20 protein-coding genes are annotated in these 22,321 nt (G+C 64.9%); 9 read left to right on the top strand and 11 right to left on the bottom strand.

The window, feature by feature from the left end; genetic code table 11:
• The first annotated feature begins 33 nt into the window (after positions 1-33).
• Positions 34-1,503, top strand: a complete 1,470-nt coding sequence (locus NDO75_RS09010; RefSeq protein WP_310905816.1) for an oligosaccharide flippase family protein — start codon at positions 34-36, stop codon at positions 1,501-1,503.
• 214 nt (positions 1,504-1,717) lie between these two features.
• Here the strand turns inward: NDO75_RS09010 and NDO75_RS09005 are convergent, their stop codons facing one another.
• Complete coding sequence (locus NDO75_RS09005; protein ID WP_310905815.1) at positions 1,718-2,743, bottom strand: GNAT family N-acetyltransferase; 1,026 nt, start codon at positions 2,741-2,743, stop codon at positions 1,718-1,720.
• Between the two features lie 268 nt (positions 2,744-3,011).
• Between NDO75_RS09005 and NDO75_RS09000 the strand changes: the two genes are divergently transcribed.
• Positions 3,012-4,130 (top strand): DUF354 domain-containing protein, encoded by a 1,119-nt coding sequence (locus NDO75_RS09000; protein ID WP_310905892.1) that lies wholly within the window; start codon positions 3,012-3,014, stop codon positions 4,128-4,130.
• Between the two features lie 291 nt (positions 4,131-4,421).
• Here NDO75_RS09000 and NDO75_RS08995 read toward each other — a convergent pair whose 3' ends face one another.
• The 4 genes from NDO75_RS08995 to NDO75_RS08980 form a co-directional block, all read right to left on the bottom strand.
• On the bottom strand, positions 4,422-5,447 hold the full coding sequence (locus tag NDO75_RS08995) for a polysaccharide deacetylase family protein (protein ID WP_310905814.1): 1,026 nt from the start codon (positions 5,445-5,447) through the stop codon (positions 4,422-4,424).
• Between the two features lies 1 nt (position 5,448).
• Positions 5,449-6,507: a UDP-N-acetylglucosamine 2-epimerase (non-hydrolyzing) gene (gene wecB, locus NDO75_RS08990; RefSeq protein ID WP_310905813.1), complete on the bottom strand. Its 1,059-nt coding sequence runs from the start codon at positions 6,505-6,507 to the stop codon at positions 5,449-5,451.
• Between the two features lie 318 nt (positions 6,508-6,825).
• A complete protein-coding gene (locus tag NDO75_RS08985; protein WP_310905812.1) occupies positions 6,826-7,065 on the bottom strand; it encodes a hypothetical protein in 240 nt (79 codons plus the stop codon).
• A gap of 344 nt (positions 7,066-7,409) precedes the next feature.
• Positions 7,410-9,002 (bottom strand): alkaline phosphatase family protein, encoded by a 1,593-nt coding sequence (locus tag NDO75_RS08980; RefSeq protein ID WP_310905811.1) that lies wholly within the window; start codon positions 9,000-9,002, stop codon positions 7,410-7,412.
• A gap of 268 nt (positions 9,003-9,270) precedes the next feature.
• On the opposite strand from NDO75_RS08980, the gene NDO75_RS08975 reads away from it, so the two are divergent.
• From NDO75_RS08975 to tsaA, 5 genes are all read left to right on the top strand, one after another.
• Positions 9,271-10,206 (top strand): polysaccharide deacetylase family protein, encoded by a 936-nt coding sequence (locus tag NDO75_RS08975; protein WP_310905810.1) that lies wholly within the window; start codon positions 9,271-9,273, stop codon positions 10,204-10,206.
• A gap of 107 nt (positions 10,207-10,313) precedes the next feature.
• Positions 10,314-11,417 carry a Gfo/Idh/MocA family oxidoreductase gene (locus tag NDO75_RS08970; protein WP_310905809.1) on the top strand — a complete coding sequence of 368 codons (1,104 nt, stop codon included), beginning with the start codon at positions 10,314-10,316 and terminating at the stop codon, positions 11,415-11,417.
• A complete protein-coding gene (locus NDO75_RS08965; protein ID WP_310905808.1) occupies positions 11,414-12,382 on the top strand; it encodes a DUF362 domain-containing protein in 969 nt (322 codons plus the stop codon). The genes NDO75_RS08970 and NDO75_RS08965 overlap by 4 nt, the downstream gene beginning before the upstream one ends.
• Positions 12,379-13,347, top strand: coding sequence for an NAD-dependent epimerase/dehydratase family protein (locus NDO75_RS08960; RefSeq protein ID WP_310905807.1), 969 nt, complete (start codon positions 12,379-12,381; stop codon positions 13,345-13,347). The genes NDO75_RS08965 and NDO75_RS08960 overlap by 4 nt, the downstream gene beginning before the upstream one ends.
• A 133-nt stretch (positions 13,348-13,480) precedes the next feature.
• Positions 13,481-13,972: a tRNA (N6-threonylcarbamoyladenosine(37)-N6)-methyltransferase TrmO gene (gene tsaA / locus NDO75_RS08955; RefSeq protein WP_310905806.1), complete on the top strand. Its 492-nt coding sequence runs from the start codon at positions 13,481-13,483 to the stop codon at positions 13,970-13,972.
• A gap of 140 nt (positions 13,973-14,112) precedes the next feature.
• Here tsaA and NDO75_RS08950 read toward each other — a convergent pair whose 3' ends face one another.
• Entirely contained in the window at positions 14,113-15,099 is a 987-nt protein-coding gene (locus NDO75_RS08950; RefSeq protein WP_310905805.1) for a glycosyltransferase, read from the bottom strand.
• Between the two features lie 164 nt (positions 15,100-15,263).
• On the opposite strand from NDO75_RS08950, the gene NDO75_RS08945 reads away from it, so the two are divergent.
• Together NDO75_RS08945 and NDO75_RS08940 are read left to right on the top strand one after the other, a co-directional pair.
• Positions 15,264-16,364, top strand: a complete 1,101-nt coding sequence (locus NDO75_RS08945; protein ID WP_310905804.1) for a DUF354 domain-containing protein — start codon at positions 15,264-15,266, stop codon at positions 16,362-16,364.
• A 122-nt stretch (positions 16,365-16,486) separates the two neighbouring features.
• Complete coding sequence (locus NDO75_RS08940; protein ID WP_310905803.1) at positions 16,487-16,699, top strand: hypothetical protein; 213 nt, start codon at positions 16,487-16,489, stop codon at positions 16,697-16,699.
• Here the strand turns inward: NDO75_RS08940 and NDO75_RS08935 are convergent.
• The 5 genes from NDO75_RS08935 to NDO75_RS08915 are packed head-to-tail and all read right to left on the bottom strand — an operon-like array spanning position 16,684 to position 22,084.
• The gene (locus NDO75_RS08935; RefSeq protein WP_310905802.1) at positions 16,684-17,772 is read right to left on the bottom strand and encodes a glycosyltransferase family 2 protein; all 1,089 of its coding nucleotides are present in this window, start codon (positions 17,770-17,772) and stop codon (positions 16,684-16,686) included. The two genes, NDO75_RS08940 and NDO75_RS08935, sit on opposite strands and share 16 nt — an antisense overlap.
• Positions 17,765-19,240 (bottom strand): nucleotide sugar dehydrogenase, encoded by a 1,476-nt coding sequence (locus tag NDO75_RS08930; RefSeq protein ID WP_310905801.1) that lies wholly within the window; start codon positions 19,238-19,240, stop codon positions 17,765-17,767. The genes NDO75_RS08935 and NDO75_RS08930 overlap by 8 nt, the downstream gene beginning before the upstream one ends.
• Positions 19,240-20,280 carry a Gfo/Idh/MocA family oxidoreductase gene (locus tag NDO75_RS08925; protein ID WP_310905800.1) on the bottom strand — a complete coding sequence of 347 codons (1,041 nt, stop codon included), beginning with the start codon at positions 20,278-20,280 and terminating at the stop codon, positions 19,240-19,242. Before NDO75_RS08925 ends, NDO75_RS08930 begins: the two co-directional genes overlap by 1 nt.
• Entirely contained in the window at positions 20,277-21,497 is a 1,221-nt protein-coding gene (locus NDO75_RS08920) for a DegT/DnrJ/EryC1/StrS family aminotransferase (RefSeq protein WP_310905799.1), read from the bottom strand. The genes NDO75_RS08925 and NDO75_RS08920 overlap by 4 nt, the downstream gene beginning before the upstream one ends.
• On the bottom strand, positions 21,494-22,084 hold the full coding sequence (locus NDO75_RS08915; RefSeq protein ID WP_310905798.1) for a DapH/DapD/GlmU-related protein: 591 nt from the start codon (positions 22,082-22,084) through the stop codon (positions 21,494-21,496). Before NDO75_RS08915 ends, NDO75_RS08920 begins: the two co-directional genes overlap by 4 nt.
• Positions 22,085-22,321 lie beyond the last annotated feature (237 nt).

Here is a 22,321-nt window from a genome sequence, read left to right as displayed (position 1 = left end):
GCAATCTCTCCGACGTCCGAACTCCGAGGTCTAATGTCCGTCGCTGAGCGAATCGCAGCCGGGGTGAAGGCGACGTTCGTCTCCCGCGCGGTGAACATCGGCGTCAACGGGCTCCTGATGGTGCTCCTCTCGAGCGTGCTGTTGAGCCCGAGCGAGTACGGGCTCCTCTTTCTCGTCATCTCGATTATCGGCGTCGCCCAACTGTTCGGCGATCTCGGGATCGCACGATCCGCGGCGCGGTACATCGCGGAATTTAAGGAATCGGACTCGAGTCAGGTTCCTCACGTCCTGTCGATCGCGTTGAAATACCGGGTCCTGCTGGTCACCGGGACCGTCCTGACGATCGTTCTCGTCCGCGAAGCGATCGCGACCGCACTCGGCGAACCCGACCTCGGCGTGTTGCTGCTCGTCGGCACGGGGCTTCTCGCGTTTCGGTCGCTACACACGTTCAACACCGTCGCATTTCAGGGGTTCAACGCGGTCGAGCTCAGTGCGGTCGTGAACGTCGTTAACTACCTCGGTCGGATCACGCTCGTCGTCGGCTTCGTGACGCTCGGCTGGGGCGTCGTCGGCGCGCTCCTCGGATACGCAGTGGGAGCGGCCGTCGCCGCAGTCCTCGGGCTCGGCCTCCTCTACACACGGTTCTACCGTACGTTCGATGCCACCGACGCGCCCGAGGCGGGGCTCCGACGGCGCATCCTCGAGTACAGCGTTCCGCTGACGGTCTCGCGGAGCGCGGGCGTCATCGCTGCACGCGTCGACACCATCCTGATCGGATTCTTCATGAACCCGGTCGCAGTGGGGTTTTATACGCTCGGCAAGCAGATTTCGGAGTTCGTTCTGGCGCCAGCGGGATCGATCGGATTCGCCGTTTCCCCGACTTTCGGTGAAGACAAAGCCAACGACGAATTGGACCGCGCCGCACGGCTCTACGAATCGACCGTTAAGTACGTGCTTCTACTGTACGTTCCAGCAACGGTCGGAATCCTGGTGATCGCGGAACCGGCAGTACTGCTGGTGTTCGGACGCGAGTACGCCGGCGCAGTTCCGGTGGTCCGGGTACTCAGTTTATTCGTCCTCGTCCAATCGTTCACACTCGTCACGACCAACGTACTCGATTTCCTCGGTCGGGCTCGCGTTCGGGCGATCGCGAAGGGAGTGAGCTCGATCGCCAACTTCGGGTTGAATATCGTTTTCATCCCGATGTACGGTGTCGTCGGCGCGGCCGCGGCGACAGTCGTGACGTACAGCGCGTACTCGCTGGCCAATCTCTATATCATCCACACTGAGCTCGACCTGCGCGTGATCGGCCTCCTTCGAATCGCGCTCGGAACGACCGTCATCTCCGCTGTGATGGGCCTATGCGTTATGGTACTGATGCCGTACACCGCCAATATCGCTTCGCTGATCGGCGTGATCGTACTTGGAGCCGCGATCTGGGCGAGCATGGCGACGATTAGCGGCCTCTTCGATCCCCGGGAAACGCTATCGCTGCTAACATGAGTGGTCGGAAGCGGTAGTTCCACTGGACCACCGCAGAATTGACATGACGAACGTAGCGCTGATGATCTGACGATAACAACTGATAACGGTGCACGGTCAGTCAGTGGTCGTTCGTTCCCTCCGTGAGGGCCGAATGCACTGCGAGTCGAAAAATGACGACGCGAATGGCGTGATCGCGAGATCGTATTGAGCCGTACCGTCGCGACGAAACGCCCTACCCTTTGGTGATGGAGCCAGCTAACCGCTGGTACGTCGACTTCGCAAGCTGCATTTCGAGCCCCGACGATTCGACCACGTAATACGGCCGGAGCTCGCCGTTGAACTTCCCTTTGTACTCACAGAGTCGCTCGGTGTTCGCACCGACGAGGTCGTAGCCCGTCACCGACTCGAGTTCGGGATCGCTGACCAAATCCTCCAGGATGACGCGGTGGAGAAGGTTGTTGACGCTCACGTGTTCGTAGGAGGCAGTGACGCCACCGTGCCAGTAGTAGGCCAGATCGTCGGAGAAGAGCGTGATGATGCCACTTTTGTACGTTCCGTCGGGCGTTCGAGCCGCGTACACGCGCCACCGATCGTCGTCCAGGCTCGAGAGGAGATCGCGGAGGAACGGACGCGACATCGGTGCGGAATCGTCGTACTCTTCGTACCGGTCGACGACGTCGTCGTAGATCCGAAGGGCGGTATCGATACCCTCGGTCTCGATCGAGAGATCCACCTCGTCGTACCGACGCATCTCGTTCCGGAGGCTCTTACTGAATCCGACCATGGCGTCCTCGAGGTCGTCGGCGTCCTCGAGATCGACGACGTACGTGAACTCCGGTTCCACCGACAGACCGTTCCAGTCGAACGGTCGCGGATCGGCGTAGTCGATCGGGCAGGTCATCCGGAAGAGCGTCGAGCGCTTCTCGATCTCGAGATCGCCGATGACGGCCTCGATCAGCGTGCTGTTTATCCGCTCGCGTTTCCGCCGCTTCGGGCTGTTCGGGTTGATGATCGGGCCGAGTCGCGGGACGCTGAGCGAAACCGGGGGCGAGAACACCGTTCGACCGATCGGTCGGTCGGTGACGAACACCGGCAACAACCCGACCGCTTGCTGTCCCTTGTACGCGCCGTACAGTCGTAACTCCGCGTCTGTGTGCTCCTCGAGCACGGAGAGCGCGTCGGGTTCGTGAAATACTTCGTATCCGGATGCGGGTAGCGCGTCACGCCAGTCCTCGAGATCGATCCGTTTGACCTCCATACTGTTCGCAGTACATACCTACGAGTGACCTTGTTATTCGCGCAGTAATCGTACCGAGAGGGTCATCAAGATTGATCGGAGAGCGAACCCGCTGACCAGCGGTCGACGCGTGTCTCGAGACCGAAACCGGGTATACACCTGCTACCAGCCGGTAGCGGCCGCGTGATAGGCAGCGTTACTGTCATCCGATACCGAAAATATCGGTACGAGCGAGATAACAAACACGCAGAACTGTCTATCGACAAGCCAGAATGAGGTGGGTTTCAACGTGAAGATCCTGTTCTTCACGAACACGCCGGCGCACGTGCACCTGTATAAACACGCCGCCCAGACGCTGCGGGACCGCGGACATGAGGTACTCGTCCTCGCACGCGATTACACCTGTACGGTCGACTTGCTCGAGTGGCACGACCTCCCGTACGAGGTCTACGGCTACTGCGATACGTCGAAAGGATCGCTGCTGAGTCGCTTGCCCGCCCACTACGTCCGAGCCATCCGGTACGCCCGGCGGTTCGATCCGGACCTCATCTTCGGAATGGGTGGATACGCAGCACACACCGGGGCAGTGACCCGAACCCCGACCGTCCTGCTCATCGATTCCGAACCGGCGTCGTTCGACCACGCCATCTCGACGCCGTTCGCTCGAGCCGTCCTCACGCCCGACACGTTCCAGAAGGATCTCGGCGCGAATCACCACGTGTTCTCCGGGTTCAAAGAGTGTGCGTATCTCCACCCGGAGATCTACGCTCCGAACTCGTCGATTCGAGGCCGACTCGGACTCGACGACGACGAGCCGTACGTGATCCTTCGGCTCAACGCGTTCGGATCGCAACACGACGTCGGCAAGGACGGGATCACGAGCGACCAGTGTCGCCGCCTCATCGATCGGCTCAGCGACGATGCGACGATCCTCGTCTCCGACGAGGGCAACGGTATGGACCTCGACGGTCTCCCGGCGCGACCGTTTGACCTCCATCCCGCTTTGCTACACGACGCGCTTGCCGAGGCGACGCTCCTGGTCGCCGATACCCAGACGATGGTCACTGAGGCCGCCTTACTCGGAACGCCGGCGATTCGGTCCAACTCGTTCGTCGGCGAGTCGGACATGGGGAACTTCCTCGAACTCGAGAAAGAGGGACTGATTCACAACGTCTCTCGATTCGACGAGGTGCTCGAGCTATCGACGACCCTGCTCCGCGACGATGACATCGATGAAACGTGGCAGCGTCGGCGAAACGAGTTCCTTTCGGACAAAGTAAACCTCACGGACGTGATCGTCGAGACGGCGATCGCTCGCGGAGATATCGACACGCTCGATTCGGTCCGCCAGTTCGATCTGCCGGCCCGGTCGGAGTCGAAACCGCCGATCGGCATCGGCAGCGATTGACTGACGGGAGCCGCCACAGATCGCGCACTCGACCGTCGGTGACGGATCGTCGCTCTCGAACGAGCCTCTCGAGTCGTTGTCGGAACGACGCCTTCAGTTCGCTGCTGGTCCTGTTCGACCGATACACGCCCGTCAGAGACAAGGCATTCTCTCGGCAGTGATTTCGAACGGAGGCTGGCGACCGTCGCTGAGACAGAAGCGGTGGAGGAAGTTTGCTAGCGTCGATGGCCGACGAGAACGAGTTTCGGATAGCGTCGTTTTCGCCCGGTAAAGCGTTCCCAGTCGGCACCCTCAGACGCTCGATTTCGACCGGGGAGAGCGGCCGTGACAGTCACGGTCGAACGCCTCGCAGAGTTCCCGTGGCGAACCGATCCAGGCGCCGAGCTCCCGCGCCCGTTCGACGAGCCACCGATACAGCCGCCGATGCCCGGGGAACTCGCGTTCGTTGAAGTAGCGGGGGTGCCAGAGGGCCGTCATGACGGCGTCGTTCGCCGCCGCCTCCGTCAACAACCGCTCGCAGGTTTCGCGGGCGGCCTCGAAGTCGGTCCCCGGGTCCGGGAGCGCCTGCTCCATGACCGTCAACGGGAAGACGAGAAAGTCGTCGTCGAAGGGTCGAATGGGCAGGTATCCGGCGTGGAACCCGCACTCCGTGCTCGAGCCGAGCGTCGCGTCGTACTCGAGGCCGATCGCTCGGTGGTGGCGCCACGTCTCCGGGACCGTGAGATTCAGATAGTGTTGTCGGCCGCCGGAAACGGGGCTGCCGAGGACGTCCTCGAGTACCGTCTTTTCTTCGCGCAACCGCTCCCGATCGTCGGCGGTGTGATACGACCCGTGAAGGCCGACCTCCCAGCCGCCGTCGTCGAGATTGTGGACGACGTCGACGATTTCGGGGGCGGTGACGTCGTACCGCCCCAGGTGCTGGACCCAGTTCGTCGGCGAGATCCACTCGCCGATCGGTCGGTCGGTCAGCAAGTGCTGTTCGTTCAGGAAGTAGAACGCCGAGCGAACGTCTAGCTCGTCCTCGAGGGCCATGATGTCGTCGAACTGCCAGTACGGGTTCGTCGACGAGAGGGCGGTCCGCAGGTGATACCCTGGCCGCTCTCGAGCCGCGTAGTAGAGCGATCGAATCCCCTTGTACGGGCGATCGACGTCGTGGGTCAGGCAGAGGGCGAACTCCGCGTCCCCCGGGAGCGGAGACTGCTCGCGCGGTACGTCGGCGGTGTCCCAGTCCGACAGGGACGGGTCTGCGGATCGATCGGAGCCGTCCGTCACGACCGTCGAGAGGGGTCGGGTTCGGCGGTCGGTATCGCCGCTCATCTCAGCGAACGCTCTGCTCGAGTCGATCGACGATACGCGTCGCCGCGTTCCCGCTGCCGTAGAGATCCGGCTTGACCGGCAAGTCGTCAGCATCGCGAACGGCGTCGACGATTTCTGCCGTCTTCGCCCCGACGAGGGCGTTCCAGCCGGCGTCGACCGTTTCGATCCACTCCGTCGTTTCGCGAAGCGTCACGCACGGCGTGTCCAGATAGAACGCCTCCTTCTGAACGCCGCCGGAGTCCGTTGCGACGCAGCGAGCCCCCTCGACGAGTTTGATGAACTGTCCGTAGCTGACCGGATCGACGATGTGGGCCGCTTCCGTCGCTCGGTCGCAGAGCCCGTACTCCTGTAACGCCGCAACCGTACGCGGGTGTGCTGGGAAGATTACGGGAACGCGTAACTGTGAGAACGCGTCAATGATCGCTGCGAGTCGGTCTCGATCGTTCGTGTTCTTGGCGCGATGGACGGTCGCGAGGACGTACTCGTCGGGCGGCGTCAACTCGGTGAACTCGCGCTCCTGAATCCGATCGCGAATCTGGAGCAGCGTATCGTACATCACGTCGCCGGAGACGAACACGTTCTCCGTAATCCCCTCATGCTCGAGAGTCTGCTTCGCGTGTGGTCCCGGGGCGAAGAGGAGGTCGGAACTGTGATCCGTGAGCCGTCGGTTGACCTCCTCGGGCATCGACCAGTCGTGAGACCGCAATCCGGCCTCGACGTGAGCGAGCGACGCCGACGATTTGGCTGCGACGAGCGCGCCGGCGAGCGTAGAGTTGGTATCGCCGTAGACGAGAACGACGTCGGGAGATTCGTCGTCGACGATCCGTTCTAACTCGGTCATCATTTCGGCGGTCTGTTGGGCGTGAGACGCGGAGCCGACGCCGAGATTGAATTCCGGCTCCGGGAGCGCGAGTTCCTCGAAGAACACGTCGGAAAGCTCGCGGTCGTAGTGTTGGCCCGTGTGGACGAGCGACTCCTCGTGATCGCGTCGGAGTTGCTGTGACACGGCAGCGGCCTTGACGAACTGTGGTCTCGCACCGACTACCGACAGGACGTTCATCGAACGATCACCTCGGTCGGTCGGCTCGTGTCGGCGTCGACCCTCGGTACTGTACGCGAGTCAGGTCCGAACGCGGGCCGGCCGTTACCGGAGGCCGAGCCGCTACGTATCCGTGCGTTATTCATAGGGAGTCTGAACTGTATCGATAGTGGAACGGACACGAGGTTAGTAAATAATCGCATAACGGAGACTCTGCGACGACGAGTGAAGAACGGCCCCGTTCGACCAGAACGGTCGCTTCCCACGACAGCGATGCACTCGGCCGGCGTAATGGGATAGGGTAGTTGGCGGCGAGACCGAACGAGCGGGAAACGGTAACTAGGGCGTCCGAAAGATCGGATCGACGTAGCGCTTTGCCGAATCGCAGTGGCTCCACAGCTGAAGCAGCTGTCCTCGGTCACCGGTCGAACCGCCGCTCCGGTCGGCCCGCACGGTCGCGGGAGTCCCGGACTGATCGGACCGTTCTCGCGTCGTCGACGCGAACATGCCGAATCGGAGGAGAGTACTCACACCGAACGCTGCACTTGCTATCCCGAGCAGGATCTTGTGTCGCTTCATGGCATCAACCTTGGTTCGTACGCGCGTGAACACACCCACCGTCGTTCACCTCCGTCCGACATTCTCGACCTGGTCTGGCGTCTCAGCACGTATACGAAGTCCTCACTTTACGAATATCCTTAATTATACGAGTAGTTATAATGACTTCACCGACACTAATGACGCGTAGCGGAGCGCTACCGATAGCAGGAACAGTCTACGGCGAACATCTCGAGCGATCGCAGACTGGGTGACGGCGCGAGTACCGAACGGTGAGCGGTGAGGACGGGCGGATGACGGATTTCGCTCGGTCAACAAGAGAACAGCCCAACCGTCACTGCGACGACAGCCTACTGCGGTCGACCTTATTCCATATAGCCGAGTCCTTTCAGCCGATCTTCGACATCGTCGAAGTTTTCGTCGACTTCCTCGCCAGTGTCGACTCGGCCAACCGTCGAGCGCTCGACTTTCGTTTTCGCGGGCGGGGCCTCCTTGTCGAACGCGTCGAACAGCACTCGGCCATCCGCGTTCTCGGGCACCGGCTTGCCGATCCCGTGTAACAACGTCGGGGCGATGTCGACGACTCGAGCGCCGCGCAACGTCGCGTCGGCCGCGATCGACGGGCCCCGACAGAGGACGATCCCCTCGCTACGGTGACTCGCGTCGTAGGTGCCGGTATCGCCGAGTATCTCGTCCGATACCGCGCTCCGCGATTCGTAAGTCCCCTGGCCACTGAGTACGAGGTCGGGAGCTTCGTCGTCCGTCGGGAAGAGGTCGTCCCCGTCGAACACCTCGAGCAAGGGATCGCCGTCCGCGTCGGTCGCCGACTCGAGTGCGGCCTGGATGTCGGCTTTCACCTGTGGCACCTCGCTCGGCGAGACGATGCCGCTGTCGAAGCGCTCGGTGTCGTTGATGTACAGGTTGCCGGTGTCGTGGACGAACGCGACGGTCCGGTCGAAGTCGACGTCGTAGAGGGCGTGATCGCCGGGAATCTGCTCTGCGACGGAGTCGACCAGCCGCCGGGGGAGCGACTGGATGAGCGTCTCCTCGGTGATCCCGACTCGGCTGAGCGCGCCGGTGATCGAGTCCTTGGAGATACCCAGACTCGCGAGCGCCCCGCGAGTGCCCTCGTCCTCGCGCCGGACCAGATAGCCCTCGTTCTCGAGGATACGGTTGACGTAGACGAGGTCCTCGATCGGTCCGAAACCGTGGTCCGAGACGACGTAGAGGTCGGCCCCGTGCTCGTCAGTGTAGTCGATGACCTCGCCGACGATCTCGTCGAGTTTCTTGTAGTGGGCCAGCAGCTTGTCCATGTCCCAGACGAGGTGCTGGAACCGGTCGGGCGCGGTGTAGACAAAGAAGAACAGCTGCCAGTCGTCGCCGGCGCGGTCCATCTGGAGCTCCATCAGTTCCCGTCGCTTCGCGAGCATGTCGTCGACGGCGACCTGGAAGTCGTCGAGCCGATCGGCGTACTCGGGGTAGTCGAGACTGATCTCGTAGTCGGGGATCCGAGAGTCGATTTCGTCTTGCAGATCCGGCGGCTGCGTGAACTGTCGGTCGGTCGAGGGCGTCATCATGCCCGTCACCATGGTGCCGTCGATCTCGCTGGCCGGGTACGTCATCGGCACGTTCCCGACGTGTGCCGGCCCGAGCTGGTCCCAGAGGGCCGGCTGTGCCAGATCCCGGCTCGTATACATCTCGTGGCTGTACTCGGACGACAGATTCTGGAAGCCGTAGAGGCCGTGTTTGTCCGGCCAGACGCCGGTCGCGATCGACGGCCACGCAAGCGGCGTCGTCGGCGGGCGGGTACTGTCGAGTGGTCCCGATGCGCCCTCCTCGCGCAGCCGGGCGACGTTCGGAAGTTCACCCTCGTCGCTCCATTGCTCGATGAGTCTCCACGGCACGCCGTCGAGTCCGAGCACGAACGCTCGCTCGGAGGGGGTTGTAGATCCGCTCATGATTATGTTTTGAGGCGTCTGAGACGCCTGCTGCCCAGTAGGTTGACCGAGATCTGCTTTGTTATAGAGATGATTCAGTATCCAGGCATACTGACGTGTCCCTGTTCGGTCGTATTAACCCAGATCTCACGGATCGCTCGCTCGAAATTCGCGCCTATCGGTCGCGAGCGATCCGATACGGTCGTTCGACTCGAGGCAAGAAAACCATAACAAAGACCTCTGATAGAGACGGACCCGGGTATGGAACAGGTCCAAAGAGGGTGGTGCTGTGGGTAGCGTCGTGCTCTCTCTCGATGCGGAACTCGGCTGGGGGTTCCACGATCTCCCGAACCCGCCGGCCGAACGAGTCGAGGCCGGTCGCCGCGGGTGGTCAGTCATGCTCGATTTGCTCGAGGAGTACGATATTCCGGCGACGTGGGCCGTCGTCGGCCACCTGATGCTCGACGATTGCGACGGGAAACACGCCGATCACCCGGCCCCAGACGGCTGGTTCGAACGCGAACGAACCGACTGGCGGGATCGCGAGGAGTTACGCTTCGCCCCCGATCTCGTGAGAGAGCTCCTCGAGTCCGATGTCGACCACGAGTTCGCCAGCCACTCGTTTTCCCATGTCCTCTTCGGTCAGCCCGAGACGGACCACGAACTCGCGATCGCCGAACTCGAACGCAGCCTCGAGATCGCTGACGACTGGAACCAGTCGGTCGATTCGTTCATCTTTCCGCGCAACAAGATCGGCCACCGCGACGTGCTGGCGAATCAGGGGATCAAAGTGTACCGAAGCAGATCACCGACCCGATACGGCGTTCGCTGTATGGTCGATCTGACGGTCCTCAATCGGTCGTTGCTCGTCGAGCCGACTCTCGACGAACACGGTCTCGTCGACATTCCCGCATCGCTGTTCCTTTTCGGATTCGAAGGGACTGCGCGGACGTTCGCCGAATCGGTCTGGGAGGACCCGATGGTCGCCCTGGCTCGCTACGGCATCGACGAGGCCGTGAAAAACGATGGAATTTTCCACATGTGGCTCCATCCGAACAACCTGACACACGAGCGAGACGACCATCGCATGCGGGCGATACTCTCGCACCTCGATCGGCGTCGCGCCGAGACCGATCTCACCGTCGAGACGATGCGTGACGTCGCGTGTCGTGTCACCGGACTCTCGACCGATCCCAGTGAACGACCGACAGTGAGTTGGGGCTGAGCCCGACTTGCGCCCGACCTCGACTCACTGAATGAGAACACTACACGACCGCCGCGAATCGATACGACGACGATAACAAAGCCCGCAGCCGGTACCGTTTCGGGCAGATGGCACTGACGCTTCTCAATCGATGGACCGACTCGAGTGCGCTCTCGCTGGGCGTCCTCGGCGTCGGGAACATCGGCATGGTACACCTGAAGTCGGCGCTCGCGATGCCGGACGTCGAGGTCGTCGCGGCCGCCGACGCCGTCCCCGAGAACCGCGACCGAGCCGAACGCGCCGGCGTCTCCCGGACGTACGACGACTACGCGGCGCTGCTCGCGTCCGAGGAACTCGACGCGGCGGTCGTCGCCCTCCCTCCCTTTCTACACGCCGAAGCAGTCGAGCGAGCTGCCGAGGCTGGCGTCGACGTCTTCGTCGAGAAACCCCTCGCTCGCTCGACCGAGGAGGCCGACGCGATGCTCGAAACCGCCCGCGAGGCCGGCATCGCCGTCGGTGTCGATCACACGTTGCGCTACCAGCCGGACGTGGTCGGCGTCAAGGAGGCCTACGACGAAGGCGTCGTCGGCCACGTTCCTTACGCCTCGATTACCCGGCTCAACGACGGCCCGCTCGGTCGACCGCCGGCCCGGGACGCGCCGCCGTCGTGGCCGCTCGACCCCGACGCGGCCGGCGGCGGCTCCCTGTTCGAACTCGGCGTTCACTGCTTCGACGTCCTCGAGTGGCTGTTCGGCGACCTCGAGGTCCGGGACGCGTCGACGGGCAAGAGCCTCGAGATCGACGTCGAGGACGCCGCCACCGTGCTGATGGAGGCGCCCGAGACGGGGACGACGATCACGCTCCACTGCGGCTCCTATCAGTGGGAACAGCTGCCGGAGGTCAACACTCGGCTGCGCCTCGAGGGTGTGACGGGGACGATCAGCAACGAGGACCACATGCCGGAGAACTTCTACGCCGGCGCGGCGAAGTCGGCCCTGTCGAACGTCGCCAGCCGGTTCACCCGGGACGAGCCGGACGTCTTCGGCCCGACGTTCTACCTCCAGGCCCACTACGACGCACTGGCGGACTTCTGTGACGCGATCCGCACCGACGAACGGCCACCAGTCGACGGCGCGGACGGCCGGCGCACCATCGCACTCGCCGAGACGGCCTACGAACTGGCCGCCGCGGACGACGAAACCACACTCGAGGCCCCGGAGGTGACCCTATGAGCACGACGGACGAGACGAACGCGACGGACGACGCCGCCGGCGCGACGCGAGTCCGCGCGGTCGGCATCGACGCCACCGACCGCCGCGGCGGCTGGATACCCGATATCGACGCACGCATGGCCGCGCTCGAGGCGTCCGTTCGCGAACTTCTCGCGCCCGCTCTCGAGTCCCTCGCGACGGTCGACCGGATCACGCTCGTCCCCGACGCCCATTACCCGTTCCATCCCTCCTCGGGGATGGTAACCGATCCGGCCGTGATCGGGTCGCTCGTCTCGCACCTCGAGCGAGAGACCGACGCCGACGTCGCCGTCGCCGGCGCGAGCGACGATCGGATCGCGTTCGGCCGGACGGCCGCGTACCTCGGCTACGCGAGCCTGCTCGAGCGGTTCGACGCGGAACTCGTCGATCTGACGGACGAACCCCGAACCGAGGACGTGAGCACGGTCGACGGCCGCCCGATCGCGCTCTCGATTCCCGACCGCCTCGCCGAGAGCGCCGTCGTGGTCGTTCCGTCGCTGCGACCGACCGAAGACGGCCCGGTCGCGGGCGCGATGCGGACCCTCGCCGGACTCATAACGCAGGACAATCCCGAGCGGACGCCGGTCGCGGCGATGCGTGCCGTCGATCCCGAACTCGCCGTCCTCGACGCGACCACCGCCTACGACGGCGACCCCGTCGCGGCGGACGCGCTCTTCGCCGGCGCGGCCCCCGCCGTCGATGCCGTCGCGACCTCCCTGCTCGGCCGATCGCTCGAGGCCGACGCGGCTCTCGAGACGGCTCGAGGCCCCGAGGCCCCGCCGGTCACCGTCGAGGGGAACGTCGACTTCGATGGACTCAGAGCGAGGATCGGAGACGGCGACCTGCCGCCGGCCGACGAGGCTCATCCCGCCGTGTCGACCGCCTACCGACTATACGCCGCGGTGGCCGGCGACGCCGTCCCGCCGCAGCTCGAGGGCAGTCGATGACCGAGACGCGCACCGCGGCGGTCACCGGCGCGACCGGCTTCCTCGGGAGTCGGCTCTGCGACCACCTGCTCGAAGACGGCTGGGATGTCCGGGGCCTCAGCCGGCCCACCTCGGACCGGGGCGACCTCGAGGGCGTCGACTGGCACGTCGGCGACCTCTTCGACGATGAGACGCTGCGCGAACTCGTCGACGGGGCCGACGCCGTCTTCCACCTCGCGGGGATCGGCCTCTGGAGTGCCGGTCCCGAGACCGTCTGGAACGTGAACCGCGACGGCACCGAACGCGTGCTCGAGGCCTGCCGCGACACTGACGCGGGCCGAGTTGTCTTCACTAGTACGGCCGGGACGCGCCGCCCACAGGACGACGATTTCGCCGACGAGACGGACGTGGTCGAACCGATCGGGGCCTATCAGGCCTCGAAGGCCGAGGCCGAGGACCTGGTCGACCGGTACGCCGAAACGGACGGCGAGGCCGTCACCGTCCACCCGACCTCGATCTTCGGGCCCGGGGACGAGGAGTTCACCGCACAACTGCTCGCGATGGGAGTCGAACCGACGATGCCCGCCCACCTCCCCGGCGGCCTGAGCATCGTCGGAATCTCGGACGTGGTCGACGGCCTGCTGGCTGCCTACGAGCGCGGTACCAGCGGCGAGCACTACATCCTCGGCGGCGAGAATCTCACCTACGACTGCGCGGTCTCGCGGATCAGTACCGCCGTCGACGGCTCGCCCGCGCGGATCCGCGTTCCCGCGACCGCCATCAGGGCCGCCGGTCCGGTCGCCGAGGTCGTCGACGCCGTCGCCGATCGACGGATGTTCCCCTTCGATCGACAGATGGCCGACCTCGCGACTCAACGGCTGTTCTACACGTCGCGAAAAGCCAACGAGGAGTTAGGCTACGAGTACCGGCCGCTCGAGGCGCATCTGCCCGAGGCGATGGACTGGTATCGCGAAGAAGTGCAGTAGTCGCCGACCGCCGGCGTTTCTATCCGTAACAGCGGTAATAGGACCTCCCAATTCGGTCACTATTTCGGACCGGAATTAGTGAGAGTGCGACGTTCACGACACTGATTTCTCACTCGAAGACCGACCGATAGACATGACTGCAGATCAGTTCGAGTACGAATCGATTGGAGTGATCCGTACGCCTTTCGAATCGCCGGACGGAATGCCGATCCAACCGGCTGGAGCGGATGCCGCAGTGGGGACTGTCGAGGTTGACGAATCGTACGCGGACGGCCTGGCGGATCTGGACGGGTTTACTCACTGTATCTTGCTGTATCACTTCCATGAGTCTTCTGACGATTTTTCCTTGCAGGTTGAACCATTTCTCGATGACGAAAAAAGAGGGGTCTTTGCCACGCGGGCACCGCAGCGGCCGAATCCGATCGGGCTCTCTGTTGTCGAAATCGATTCCGTCACTGATCACCGAGTGACTGTCAGGGGAATCGACGTAGTTGATCAGACGCCGTTGCTGGATATCAAACCGTTCGTTCCCGACTTTGACGTTCCGAGCGAGGCAGACACAGGTTGGCTCAACGCATCGGAGTCGACAATTCGGTCAAAGCAGGCCGACAAACGGTTTCTTTAACAGGTGCATTCTTCGTATCATTCGGCCGGTCTCCGCAATTTCCCAGACACATCGGTCACCGCTCCGTTGCCGACTTCACCCGTATGTGCTAGCTGTTTCAGAACTTGTTCTGAGTGAAGAAACCGTACTGCTGTCTATCGTCAATCGAGCCGTGACGGTTCCTGTACGCGCCGTTTCTTCCGACTGTCTTCGGTCTCGATCACCTGCCCCGCCACCCGCTCGTAGACCTCGAGCATCCGTTCCGCCGTCCGGTTGATGCTCACCTCGCGAGCGGCCTCGCGGCCGTTCGATCGCTCGCCGCGCTCGAGAACGTCGAGCAGCCCGCGGACGAGTTCCTCGTCGTTCGCGGCGACGTGTGACGACTCGACGCCAGCCAGCCGCTCCCGAACGTCGCCGACGTCGACGGCGACGACGGGGAGGTTGCAGGCCAGCGCCTCCTTGACCGAGTTCGGCGACCCCTCGCTGTGAGAGGTCAACAGCATGGCGTCGGCGGCGTTCATGTAATCCGAGACGGCGTCGTGATCGACGCCGGAGACGGTTCGCAGTCGAACGGGCCCCTCGAGGAGGTTGTCAACGACGGTCGCGACGCGCTCGGCTCGCGGGTAGTTCTTCACTTCGCGGGCGGGCGAGTACGGAAAGAGCACGTCGTACCCGTCGCTGTCGTCCCAGCCGATCCGTTTTCTGGCGCGGTCCTGGGGCTCCGGCCGGAACTTCTCGAGATCGACGCCGTCCGGGATCACCGTACAGTCCCGTCCGAGGAGGTCGCGCATCTCCTCGGACATGACGACGACCTCGTCGCAGAACGGTGCCGACGCCCGGCTGACGGGCGCGACGGGACCGTGAACGTCGGAGCCCCACAGCGAGAGAACGACCGGTTTACGGACCTGTGCGAGTGCCATCGGCCCCGTCAGGCCGTAGTGGGCGTGGATCAGATCGTAGCCGTTCCCCGCCTCCCTGACGACCTCGGGGATCGTCCGAAGGTAGTCCGTCGGTCCCCGAGACGTATCGGCGTCGACCTCGCCAGCCACCGACACCGTCGAAAAAGAGACGCCTCGCTCCTCGAGCGCGGCCTGCTGCTGGGTCATGAACGGGGCGTCGGCGTACGTCGTGACTGTTAGGACGTGCATCTCGAGTACGGAGATGCACGGCTCCGGAACGTTTTGTTATCCGCACTATCTCGCCGAGTTTTCTTCACGTACACCTATACGTGCGGGCGGAATCCCGTCATTTTCGGCAGATTGCCCCCGTAGCAATGCTATTACAAAGGGCAGACGGCGGGTAGCCGAGAGCGATGCGGATCCTCGTCTTGGCGAACACGCCCGCACACGTCCACCTGTATCGAAACGCCGTCGACCGCCTGGAGGCGGCGGGACACGACGTGCTCGTCCTCACTCGGGAGTACGCCTGTACGACCGACCTACTCGACTATTTCGACATGCCCTACCGGATCTACGGCGATCACGGTACGGAGCAGTTCTCGAGGCTCCGGTTCGCCCGCGAACTGGGCGGCCAGTTCCTCTCGATCGGGACCCAGGCGGTCCGGTTCGACCCAGACGTGGTCTTCGGTCGCGGCCCCTACGCGGCCTACGCCGGAACGCTTACGCGAACGCCGGTCGTCCTCGTCCTCGACGACGAACCGGGCGACTTCAACCACACCGTCTCCCGCCCCTTCGCCGACTGTATCATCTCGCCCGAGGTGACTCGCCGCGACCTCGGCGACGACCACTACACCTTCGACGGCTTCAAGGAGTGTGCCTATCTCCATCCCGAGGTCTTCGAGCCCAGCGGCGACGTCCGCGAGTACCTCGACGTCGATCCCGACGAGCCCTACGTCCTCGTCCGGTTCAACGCCCTCGACGCCCTCCACGACGCCGACCTCGAGGGGTTCCGACCCGAACAGCGCCGCGACCTGATCGAACGCCTGAGCGAGGAGGCGACCGTCTTCGTCTCCGACGAAGGTGGCGAGATGGACCTCCGCGAGCTCCCCGCGCGGCCCTACGATCTTCACCCCGCGCTGATCCACGACGCGATGGCCGAGGCCTCGCTGCTGGTCGCCGATACCGGGACGATGGCCACCGAGGCCGCGCTGCTCGGGACGCCCGCCTTCCGCTATCGCGGCACCGACGACCACGAGTACGGCGAGTTCCGGGAACTCGAGCGCGCCGGCCTCGCCGAGCAGTTCGACGCCTACGCTGCGGTCCGCGATCGCTCGCTCGAGATCCTCGCCGACGACGGGACCGACGAGCGGTGGCAGCGCCGCCGGCGGGAGTACGTCGGTGACCTCGTGAATCTCACCGACCTGCTCGTCGACGTCGCCCGGTCCCGCGGTACGGTCGAGCGACTCGATCGGTCGACCAGACGGGTGCTCCAGCCGCGGTCGCGATCGACGTAGCCCTCGTCGGCATCGAGCCGTGCTGGCGCGAACGGCAAAACTATCATCGAAAATAATGTCGTATCTTCGGTCACGAAACCCTTATACTCATCTCCGGAAAAGATCCGACAACCCCCCGTTCTATGAGTCTCTCCACACTGCTCAGTGAACTGTTCACCGGGTCCGAGTCCGAATCAGGGACGGAATCCCCCACAGCAGCGCCCGAACGCGGCGACAGCGCGCAGTCGATCACGGTCGTCCACGAGTGTCGCGACTGCGGGACGAACGTCTCGGCCGACACCACCCAGTGTCCGGCCTGCGAAAGCGAGGATATCGTAACTCACTCGATCGACTGAGACGGAACGTGACCCTCGCTCGTCTCGTCGCGGCGGCCGCGCTCTCCCGTCTCGTGTTCGTCGCACGGACGCTCGAGTTCCTCGCTCGCCTCGGCATCGAGTCGGATGGCGGTGCCCAGCGAGACCAGCCCCAGCAACACAGCGACGAACGAGGCGACCCCGCTCGTAAAGCCTTCTCTACCCCGCGCCGCTCGGACCGCTGCACCGACCAGTCCCGATAGCCCGCCGGCCAGACCGGCGGCCCCGACTCCGTAGTAGAGGACGGCCGGATTGAACGACCGGACAAGATATCGCGTCTTCAGCCGCCAGCAGAAGCTCTCGAGCAAGAGGAGGGAGACGAACCGGACGAACGGTACGTACTTGATGCTGCTCTCCTCGTCGCCGTAGACGGCCGTCATCGGCACGTCGGCCACCCGACAGCCCGCCACGTTGAGGTGCGTCAGGAGGTGGTTGAGGAAGCCGTACTGATCGGTGATCGCCTCGAGATCGAGTCGCTCGATCGTCTCTCGCGAGATGGCGGTGTAGCCGTTCTGCGGGTCGCCGATCGACCAGTATCCCGAGGCGAACTTCGAGAGCCCGGTGAGCATGGCGTTCCCGACGAACCGGAACGTCGACATCTCCGCGCGGTCGTCGGGGCTGAGCAGTCGGTTGCCCTTGGCGTAGTCGGCCTCGCCCTCGACGACCGGGTCGACGATCCGATCGAGGATTTCGGGATCCATCTGGCCGTCGCCGTTCATCACCGCGACGACGTCCATTCCATCCTCGGCGGCGCGCCGGTAGCCGGTCTTGACCGCTGCGCCGTACCCACGGTTCTCATCGTGACGGATGGGGACGACGCGTCGGTCGTCGCCGCCGTCGGCGACCGCGAGCGCGGGTTCGCTCCCGCCACTCGCCGCCTCGGCGTTGACCCGCTCTGCGACTCGCTGGATCACGTCCCAGCTCTCGTCCGGTGACGCGTCGTCGACGGCGTAGATCCGGTCGACGAACGCCGGCACCGTCTCGATGACGCGGCCGACGAAGGCCGCCTCGTCGTAGGCCGTCACGACGACGCCGATCCGTTTGCTCTTATACATCCGTGCCTCCGTCGGTAGTCGCGTTCATCGTCTCTGGGTCACCTCGGTCGATGCTCGCCTCGCCGTCGCGGTCGCCCCGCGGCGGCCGCCCGTCGCTCGAGCCCGCGAGGTCGTACTCTCGATGGAGCGTCCCCGTCAAGTCGACCGCGTCCCGGCCGTCGACGACGACCATCGGCTCGAGGTCGGCCCACTCGATCGAGTCGAACGCCTCCTGGGGCGTGACGAGCACGGCCGCGTCGAAGGCCTCGTCGGACAGGTCGTCGATCCCGACGGGTCGCGCCCCGTACGCTGCGGGGTCGACGAGCGGGTCGACGCCCGCGACGGCCGCGTCCCGTTCGCGTAGCTCGTCGATGACCCCCAGCGCGGGCGAGGCGCGGGTTTCCTCGACGCCGGGTCGGTACGTGATCCCGAGGACGACGACCGACGCCGCCGCGAGGTCGGTCCCGTCTCGCTCGAGTTCGCGCTCGAGGCGGTCGACGACGACCGCGGGCATCTCGTCGTTGACTCGTCTTGCCGTCTCCGTCACGGCCAGCGGCTCGTCGGTCTGCCCGAGCAGGAAGTGCGGGTAATAGGGGATGCAGTGGCCGCCGACACCGGGCCCCGGCTCGTGGAGCTGGCACATCGGCAGGTCGTTGGCCGTGTCGATCGCCTCGCGAACGGAGATGCCGAGTTCGTCCGCGAGCCGGCCGAGTTCGTTCGCGAGCCCGATGTTCACGTCGCGGTAGATCCCTTCGAACACCTTGACCGCCTCCGCGGTCGTCGCGTCCGAGACGGGATGGACCTCGTTGTCCGAGAGCTCGTCGTACACGATCTCGGCGGCTCGCGTGCTCTCGTCGTCGACGCCGCCGACGACCTTCGGATACTGGCCGCGGATGTCCCGCAGTGCAGTGCCCGACGAGGTCCGTTCCGGGCAGAACGCGAGGCCGAACTCGTCGGGATCGAGACCGCTTTCGCTCGCGAGATGCGGTTGCAGTACGTCTCGGCAGGTCCTCGGCGGCAGCGTCGACTCTGCGATCACCAGATCGCCGGGCGAGAGGCCGGCCGCGATATCGTCGACGACCGACTCGACGGTCGTCAGATCGGGGTCGTTCTCGTCGTCCAGCAGCGTCGGGACGATGATCACGTGGATCCGCGCCGCCTCGGCAGCCGCCGGCCCGTCGGTCGTCGCCGCGAGTCGACCGGCGTCGACCTGCTCGGCGACGAGGTCGTCGAGGCCCGGCTCGCCGACCACGTGGCTCTCGCCGTCGGCGATCGTCTCGGCGACGGTCGGGTCGACGTCGACGCCCGTCACGTTCCCCGTCGTCTCGGCGTAGACCGCCGCGAGCGGGAGCCCCATCTTGCCGAGCCCGTAGACTGCGACCGGAATCTCGCCCGCTGTCAGGCGCTCGCGCTGTCTGGTAGGAGCGAGGCTCGAGCCGTAGAGCCCGTCGTCGTCGCGCTCGCGTTCCTCGCTCGAGGTTTCCGACATCAGGCTTCCACCTCCCGTTCAGCGGATCCGTCGTCGGCGTCGGCCTCGTCGTCGCGATGGTCGGGCGGACCGAACGCGAGCCGGTCGATCAGCTGCACCGTCTCGAGGGCCCGAATTCCGTCCTCGGCGGTGACCTCCGGCTCCGAACCGGTTCGGACGGCCTCGACGAACGACTCGAGTTCGTTGCGCAGCGGTTCGCCGGTGTCGACGCGCGGGCGCTCGACGACGCTCTCGTGACGATACCGCGACTGACCGTCGTCGGTGAGATACTCGGGGTAGGAGTCGCGGTGGATCAGCACCGACTGCTCGAGGTAGTCGACCTCGACGAGGCACTCGCGGGCCGTGACGGTGAGTTTCCGCACCTTCTTCTGGGTGACGCGGCTCGCGGTCACGGTCGCGACGGCGTCGTCGTATTCGATCGTCGCGGTGGCGTACTGGCCGTTTTCGGTTCCCGTCGCGGCGATCGAGTGTGGCTGATCGTCCAGAATCGAGCCGACGACGTCGACGTCGTGAACCATCAGATCGAAGACGACGTTGCCGGGTGCCGTCCGATCGATCGGCGGGCCGAGCCGCTCGGCCTCGACGCCGATCACGTCCAGATCCTCGATCACCTCTTCGACGGTCTGCACCGCGGGGTTGAACCGCTCGATGTGGCCGACCTGCAGGACGAGGTCTTCCTCGCGGGCCCGCTCGGCCAATCGTTCACCCTGTTCGACCGTCTCGGCGATCGGCTTCTCGACCAGGACATGAACGCCCGCCTCGAGACAGGCCGACACCGTCTCGTAGTGTGCGTGGGTCGGAACGGCGACCGTTACGGCGTCGCAGCGCTCGAGAAGCGTCTCTCTGTCGACCGGTTCGGTGTCGTACTCGGCGGCGACTCGCAGGGCGATGTCATCGTCGTGGTCGGTGACGCCGGCGAGGTCGACGCCCGGCAGTTCGGCGTAGACTCGTGCGTGGTTCTCGCCCATGGAGCCGACGCCGATGACGCCGGCTCGGAGCTGTTCGTCGGTCGTCTCGTCCGCTGATTCGTCCGTACTCATTGGCTGGTGAAGTGGTCCCGCACTGCTCGGACGACGGTCCGTCGGTCGCGCTCGGAGAGGCCCGGATGGACGGGCAGGGAGATGACTTCCTCGGCCGCCCGCTCCGCCTGCGGGAGCCGCGCCGCGGCCGTGCTGACCGTCTCGTAGGCCGGCTGGCGGTGGATCGGGGTATCGTAGTAGATTCCGGTCCCGATGTCCCGCTCGTCGAGGCTCGCCTCGAGAGCGTCCCGCTCGTCGGTTCGAACCGTGTACTGGTGGTAGACGTGCCGCGAGCCGGTCGGCTCCGTCGGCGTCTCGAGCGGGAGATCGGCGAGCCGCTCGTCGTAGAACTGGGCGTTCTCTCGGCGCGCGCGGTTGAACGCGGGCAGGCGCTCGAGTTGCGCGCGGCCGATGGCCGCCTCGATGCTCGTCATCCGGAAGTTGTGTCCGAGGTCGACGTGGTCATAGCCGCCCGTACCGCTGGCGTCGCGGCCGTGGTTGACGTAGCTCGCGGCGCGCTCGGCCACGTCCTCGCGATCGGTGACGACGATGCCACCCTCGCCGGTTGTCATGTTCTTCGTCGGGTAGAACGAGAAGCAGGCCGCGTCGCCGAACGCGCCGACCCGCCGGCCGTCGATCTTCGCACCGTGGGCCTGACAGGCGTCCTCGACGACGAACAGGTCGTGCTCGTCGGCGAGGTCGCACAGCGCCGGCATGGCTGCCGGCAGGCCGTAGAGGTGGACCGGAAGGATGCCGGCGATGTCGTCGCGCTCCGCGAGGACGCGTTCCACGTCCGTCGGGTCGAGCGTGTACGTCTCGGGATCGATGTCGGCGAAGACGGGTTTCCCGCCGGCCACTCGAATCGCGTTAGCACTCGCGACGAAGGAGAACGGCGAGGTGATCACCGCATCGCCGTCCTCGAGCCCGACGGCCTCGAGCGCGGCGTGGAGCGCGGTCGTCCCGTTCGACGTCGCGACCGCCCCTTCGGTCCCGCAGTACGCCGCGAATTCGCCTTCGAAGGCTCTGACTTCCGGGCCGTCGGCGAGCCGCCCCTCTTCGAGGAGCGATTCGACGCGCTCGAAGGCGTCGGCGCTGAGTTCGGGGTCGGCGATCGGGACCGGGGTCGTCGCGTCGGTTTCGGGTGCCAGATCGGCGCCCGAAGCTTCGGTCTCCGTCCCGCCGTCCGTGCTCGCTTCCGTTCCACCGTCGGTTTCGGGGGTTCGCTCGGTGTCCGTCATGCGAGCTGGTTCTCCCCCTCCAGTGGCTCGGGAAGCGGTTGGGCAGTCGCCGGGGTACCGACGGCGAGGCTGTCCGCCGGTACGTCCTCCGTGACGACGGCACCAGCCGCGACGAACGCGTTCTCGCCGATCGTCACGCCCGGCAACAGCGTCGCGTTCGCGCCGACGGACGCACCGTCCTCGATCGTCGGCCCCTCGAGTCCGTCGTCGGTCCGGATCGGATACTCGTCGTTGGTCAGGACGGCACCGGGACCGACGAAGACGTTGTTTCCGATCGTCGTCTGGGTCGGAACGTAGACGTTCGTCTGGAGACTGACGTGGGAGCCGATCGACGTCTGGCCGTCGATGACCGTCTTGGTCCCGACGAGGACGTCGTCGCCAATCGTGGTCCCCTCGCGGACGAGCACGTCGTGGCCCGTCGCGAAGCCGTCACCGATCGTCACGTCGCCGTAGACGATCGAGCCGGCTCTGATCGTCGCGTCGTCGCCGATTCTGGTCGGTTCGTCGAACTCGCCGTAGCCGACCGTCGCGTCGGCGTCGATCGTACAGCCGTCACCCCGGACGACCTCCCGCACCGCTTCGCTCATCGTGGTTCACCTCCGCCGCTTCCGCTCGAGTCCGTCTTCGAGCGAACGCGACGCTGGTGAGCCGTAGTTCGCGTTTGAACCGCTACTCGATGTCGTAGCCGGTCGCGTATTCGTTCCATAGTGAATCGATACCCGCGTGGGCAATCGTGCTGATACAGCCGGTAACGAGGCTTTGTTATCCCCGCCCTGAGGCATCCGTAGTCGCGAACTACAGAATAGCCGAGACCGATCAGCTCT

The organism is Natrinema sp. 1APR25-10V2 (genome assembly GCF_031626495.1).
In the GTDB taxonomy this organism is placed as follows: Archaea; Halobacteriota; Halobacteria; order Halobacteriales; family Natrialbaceae; genus Natrinema.
Note: the sequence above shows the minus strand (reverse complement) of the source record. Positions and strands in the feature narration are given on the sequence as shown.

What these genes read in the sequence shown, in the direction of transcription:
- NDO75_RS09010 (WP_310905816.1), top strand. Translation starts at nt 34, where the DNA reads ATGTCCGTCGCTGAGCGAATCGCAGCCGGGGTGAAGGCGACGTTCGTC.
- NDO75_RS09005 (WP_310905815.1), bottom strand. Translation starts at nt 2,743, where the DNA reads ATGGAGGTCAAACGGATCGATCTCGAGGACTGGCGTGACGCGCTACCC.
- NDO75_RS08995 (WP_310905814.1), bottom strand. Translation starts at nt 5,447, where the DNA reads ATGAGCGGCGATACCGACCGCCGAACCCGACCCCTCTCGACGGTCGTG.
- wecB (WP_310905813.1), bottom strand. Translation starts at nt 6,507, where the DNA reads ATGAACGTCCTGTCGGTAGTCGGTGCGAGACCACAGTTCGTCAAGGCC.
- NDO75_RS08985 (WP_310905812.1), bottom strand. Translation starts at nt 7,065, where the DNA reads ATGAAGCGACACAAGATCCTGCTCGGGATAGCAAGTGCAGCGTTCGGT.
- NDO75_RS08980 (WP_310905811.1), bottom strand. Translation starts at nt 9,002, where the DNA reads ATGAGCGGATCTACAACCCCCTCCGAGCGAGCGTTCGTGCTCGGACTC.
- NDO75_RS08970 (WP_310905809.1), top strand. Translation starts at nt 10,314, where the DNA reads ATGGCACTGACGCTTCTCAATCGATGGACCGACTCGAGTGCGCTCTCG.
- NDO75_RS08965 (WP_310905808.1), top strand. Translation starts at nt 11,414, where the DNA reads ATGAGCACGACGGACGAGACGAACGCGACGGACGACGCCGCCGGCGCG.
- NDO75_RS08960 (WP_310905807.1), top strand. Translation starts at nt 12,379, where the DNA reads ATGACCGAGACGCGCACCGCGGCGGTCACCGGCGCGACCGGCTTCCTC.
- tsaA (WP_310905806.1), top strand. Translation starts at nt 13,481, where the DNA reads ATGACTGCAGATCAGTTCGAGTACGAATCGATTGGAGTGATCCGTACG.
- NDO75_RS08950 (WP_310905805.1), bottom strand. Translation starts at nt 15,099, where the DNA reads ATGCACGTCCTAACAGTCACGACGTACGCCGACGCCCCGTTCATGACC.
- NDO75_RS08945 (WP_310905804.1), top strand. Translation starts at nt 15,264, where the DNA reads ATGCGGATCCTCGTCTTGGCGAACACGCCCGCACACGTCCACCTGTAT.
- NDO75_RS08940 (WP_310905803.1), top strand. Translation starts at nt 16,487, where the DNA reads ATGAGTCTCTCCACACTGCTCAGTGAACTGTTCACCGGGTCCGAGTCC.
- NDO75_RS08935 (WP_310905802.1), bottom strand. Translation starts at nt 17,772, where the DNA reads ATGTATAAGAGCAAACGGATCGGCGTCGTCGTGACGGCCTACGACGAG.
- NDO75_RS08930 (WP_310905801.1), bottom strand. Translation starts at nt 19,240, where the DNA reads ATGTCGGAAACCTCGAGCGAGGAACGCGAGCGCGACGACGACGGGCTC.
- NDO75_RS08925 (WP_310905800.1), bottom strand. Translation starts at nt 20,280, where the DNA reads ATGAGTACGGACGAATCAGCGGACGAGACGACCGACGAACAGCTCCGA.
- NDO75_RS08920 (WP_310905799.1), bottom strand. Translation starts at nt 21,497, where the DNA reads ATGACGGACACCGAGCGAACCCCCGAAACCGACGGTGGAACGGAAGCG.
- NDO75_RS08915 (WP_310905798.1), bottom strand. Translation starts at nt 22,084, where the DNA reads ATGAGCGAAGCGGTGCGGGAGGTCGTCCGGGGTGACGGCTGTACGATC.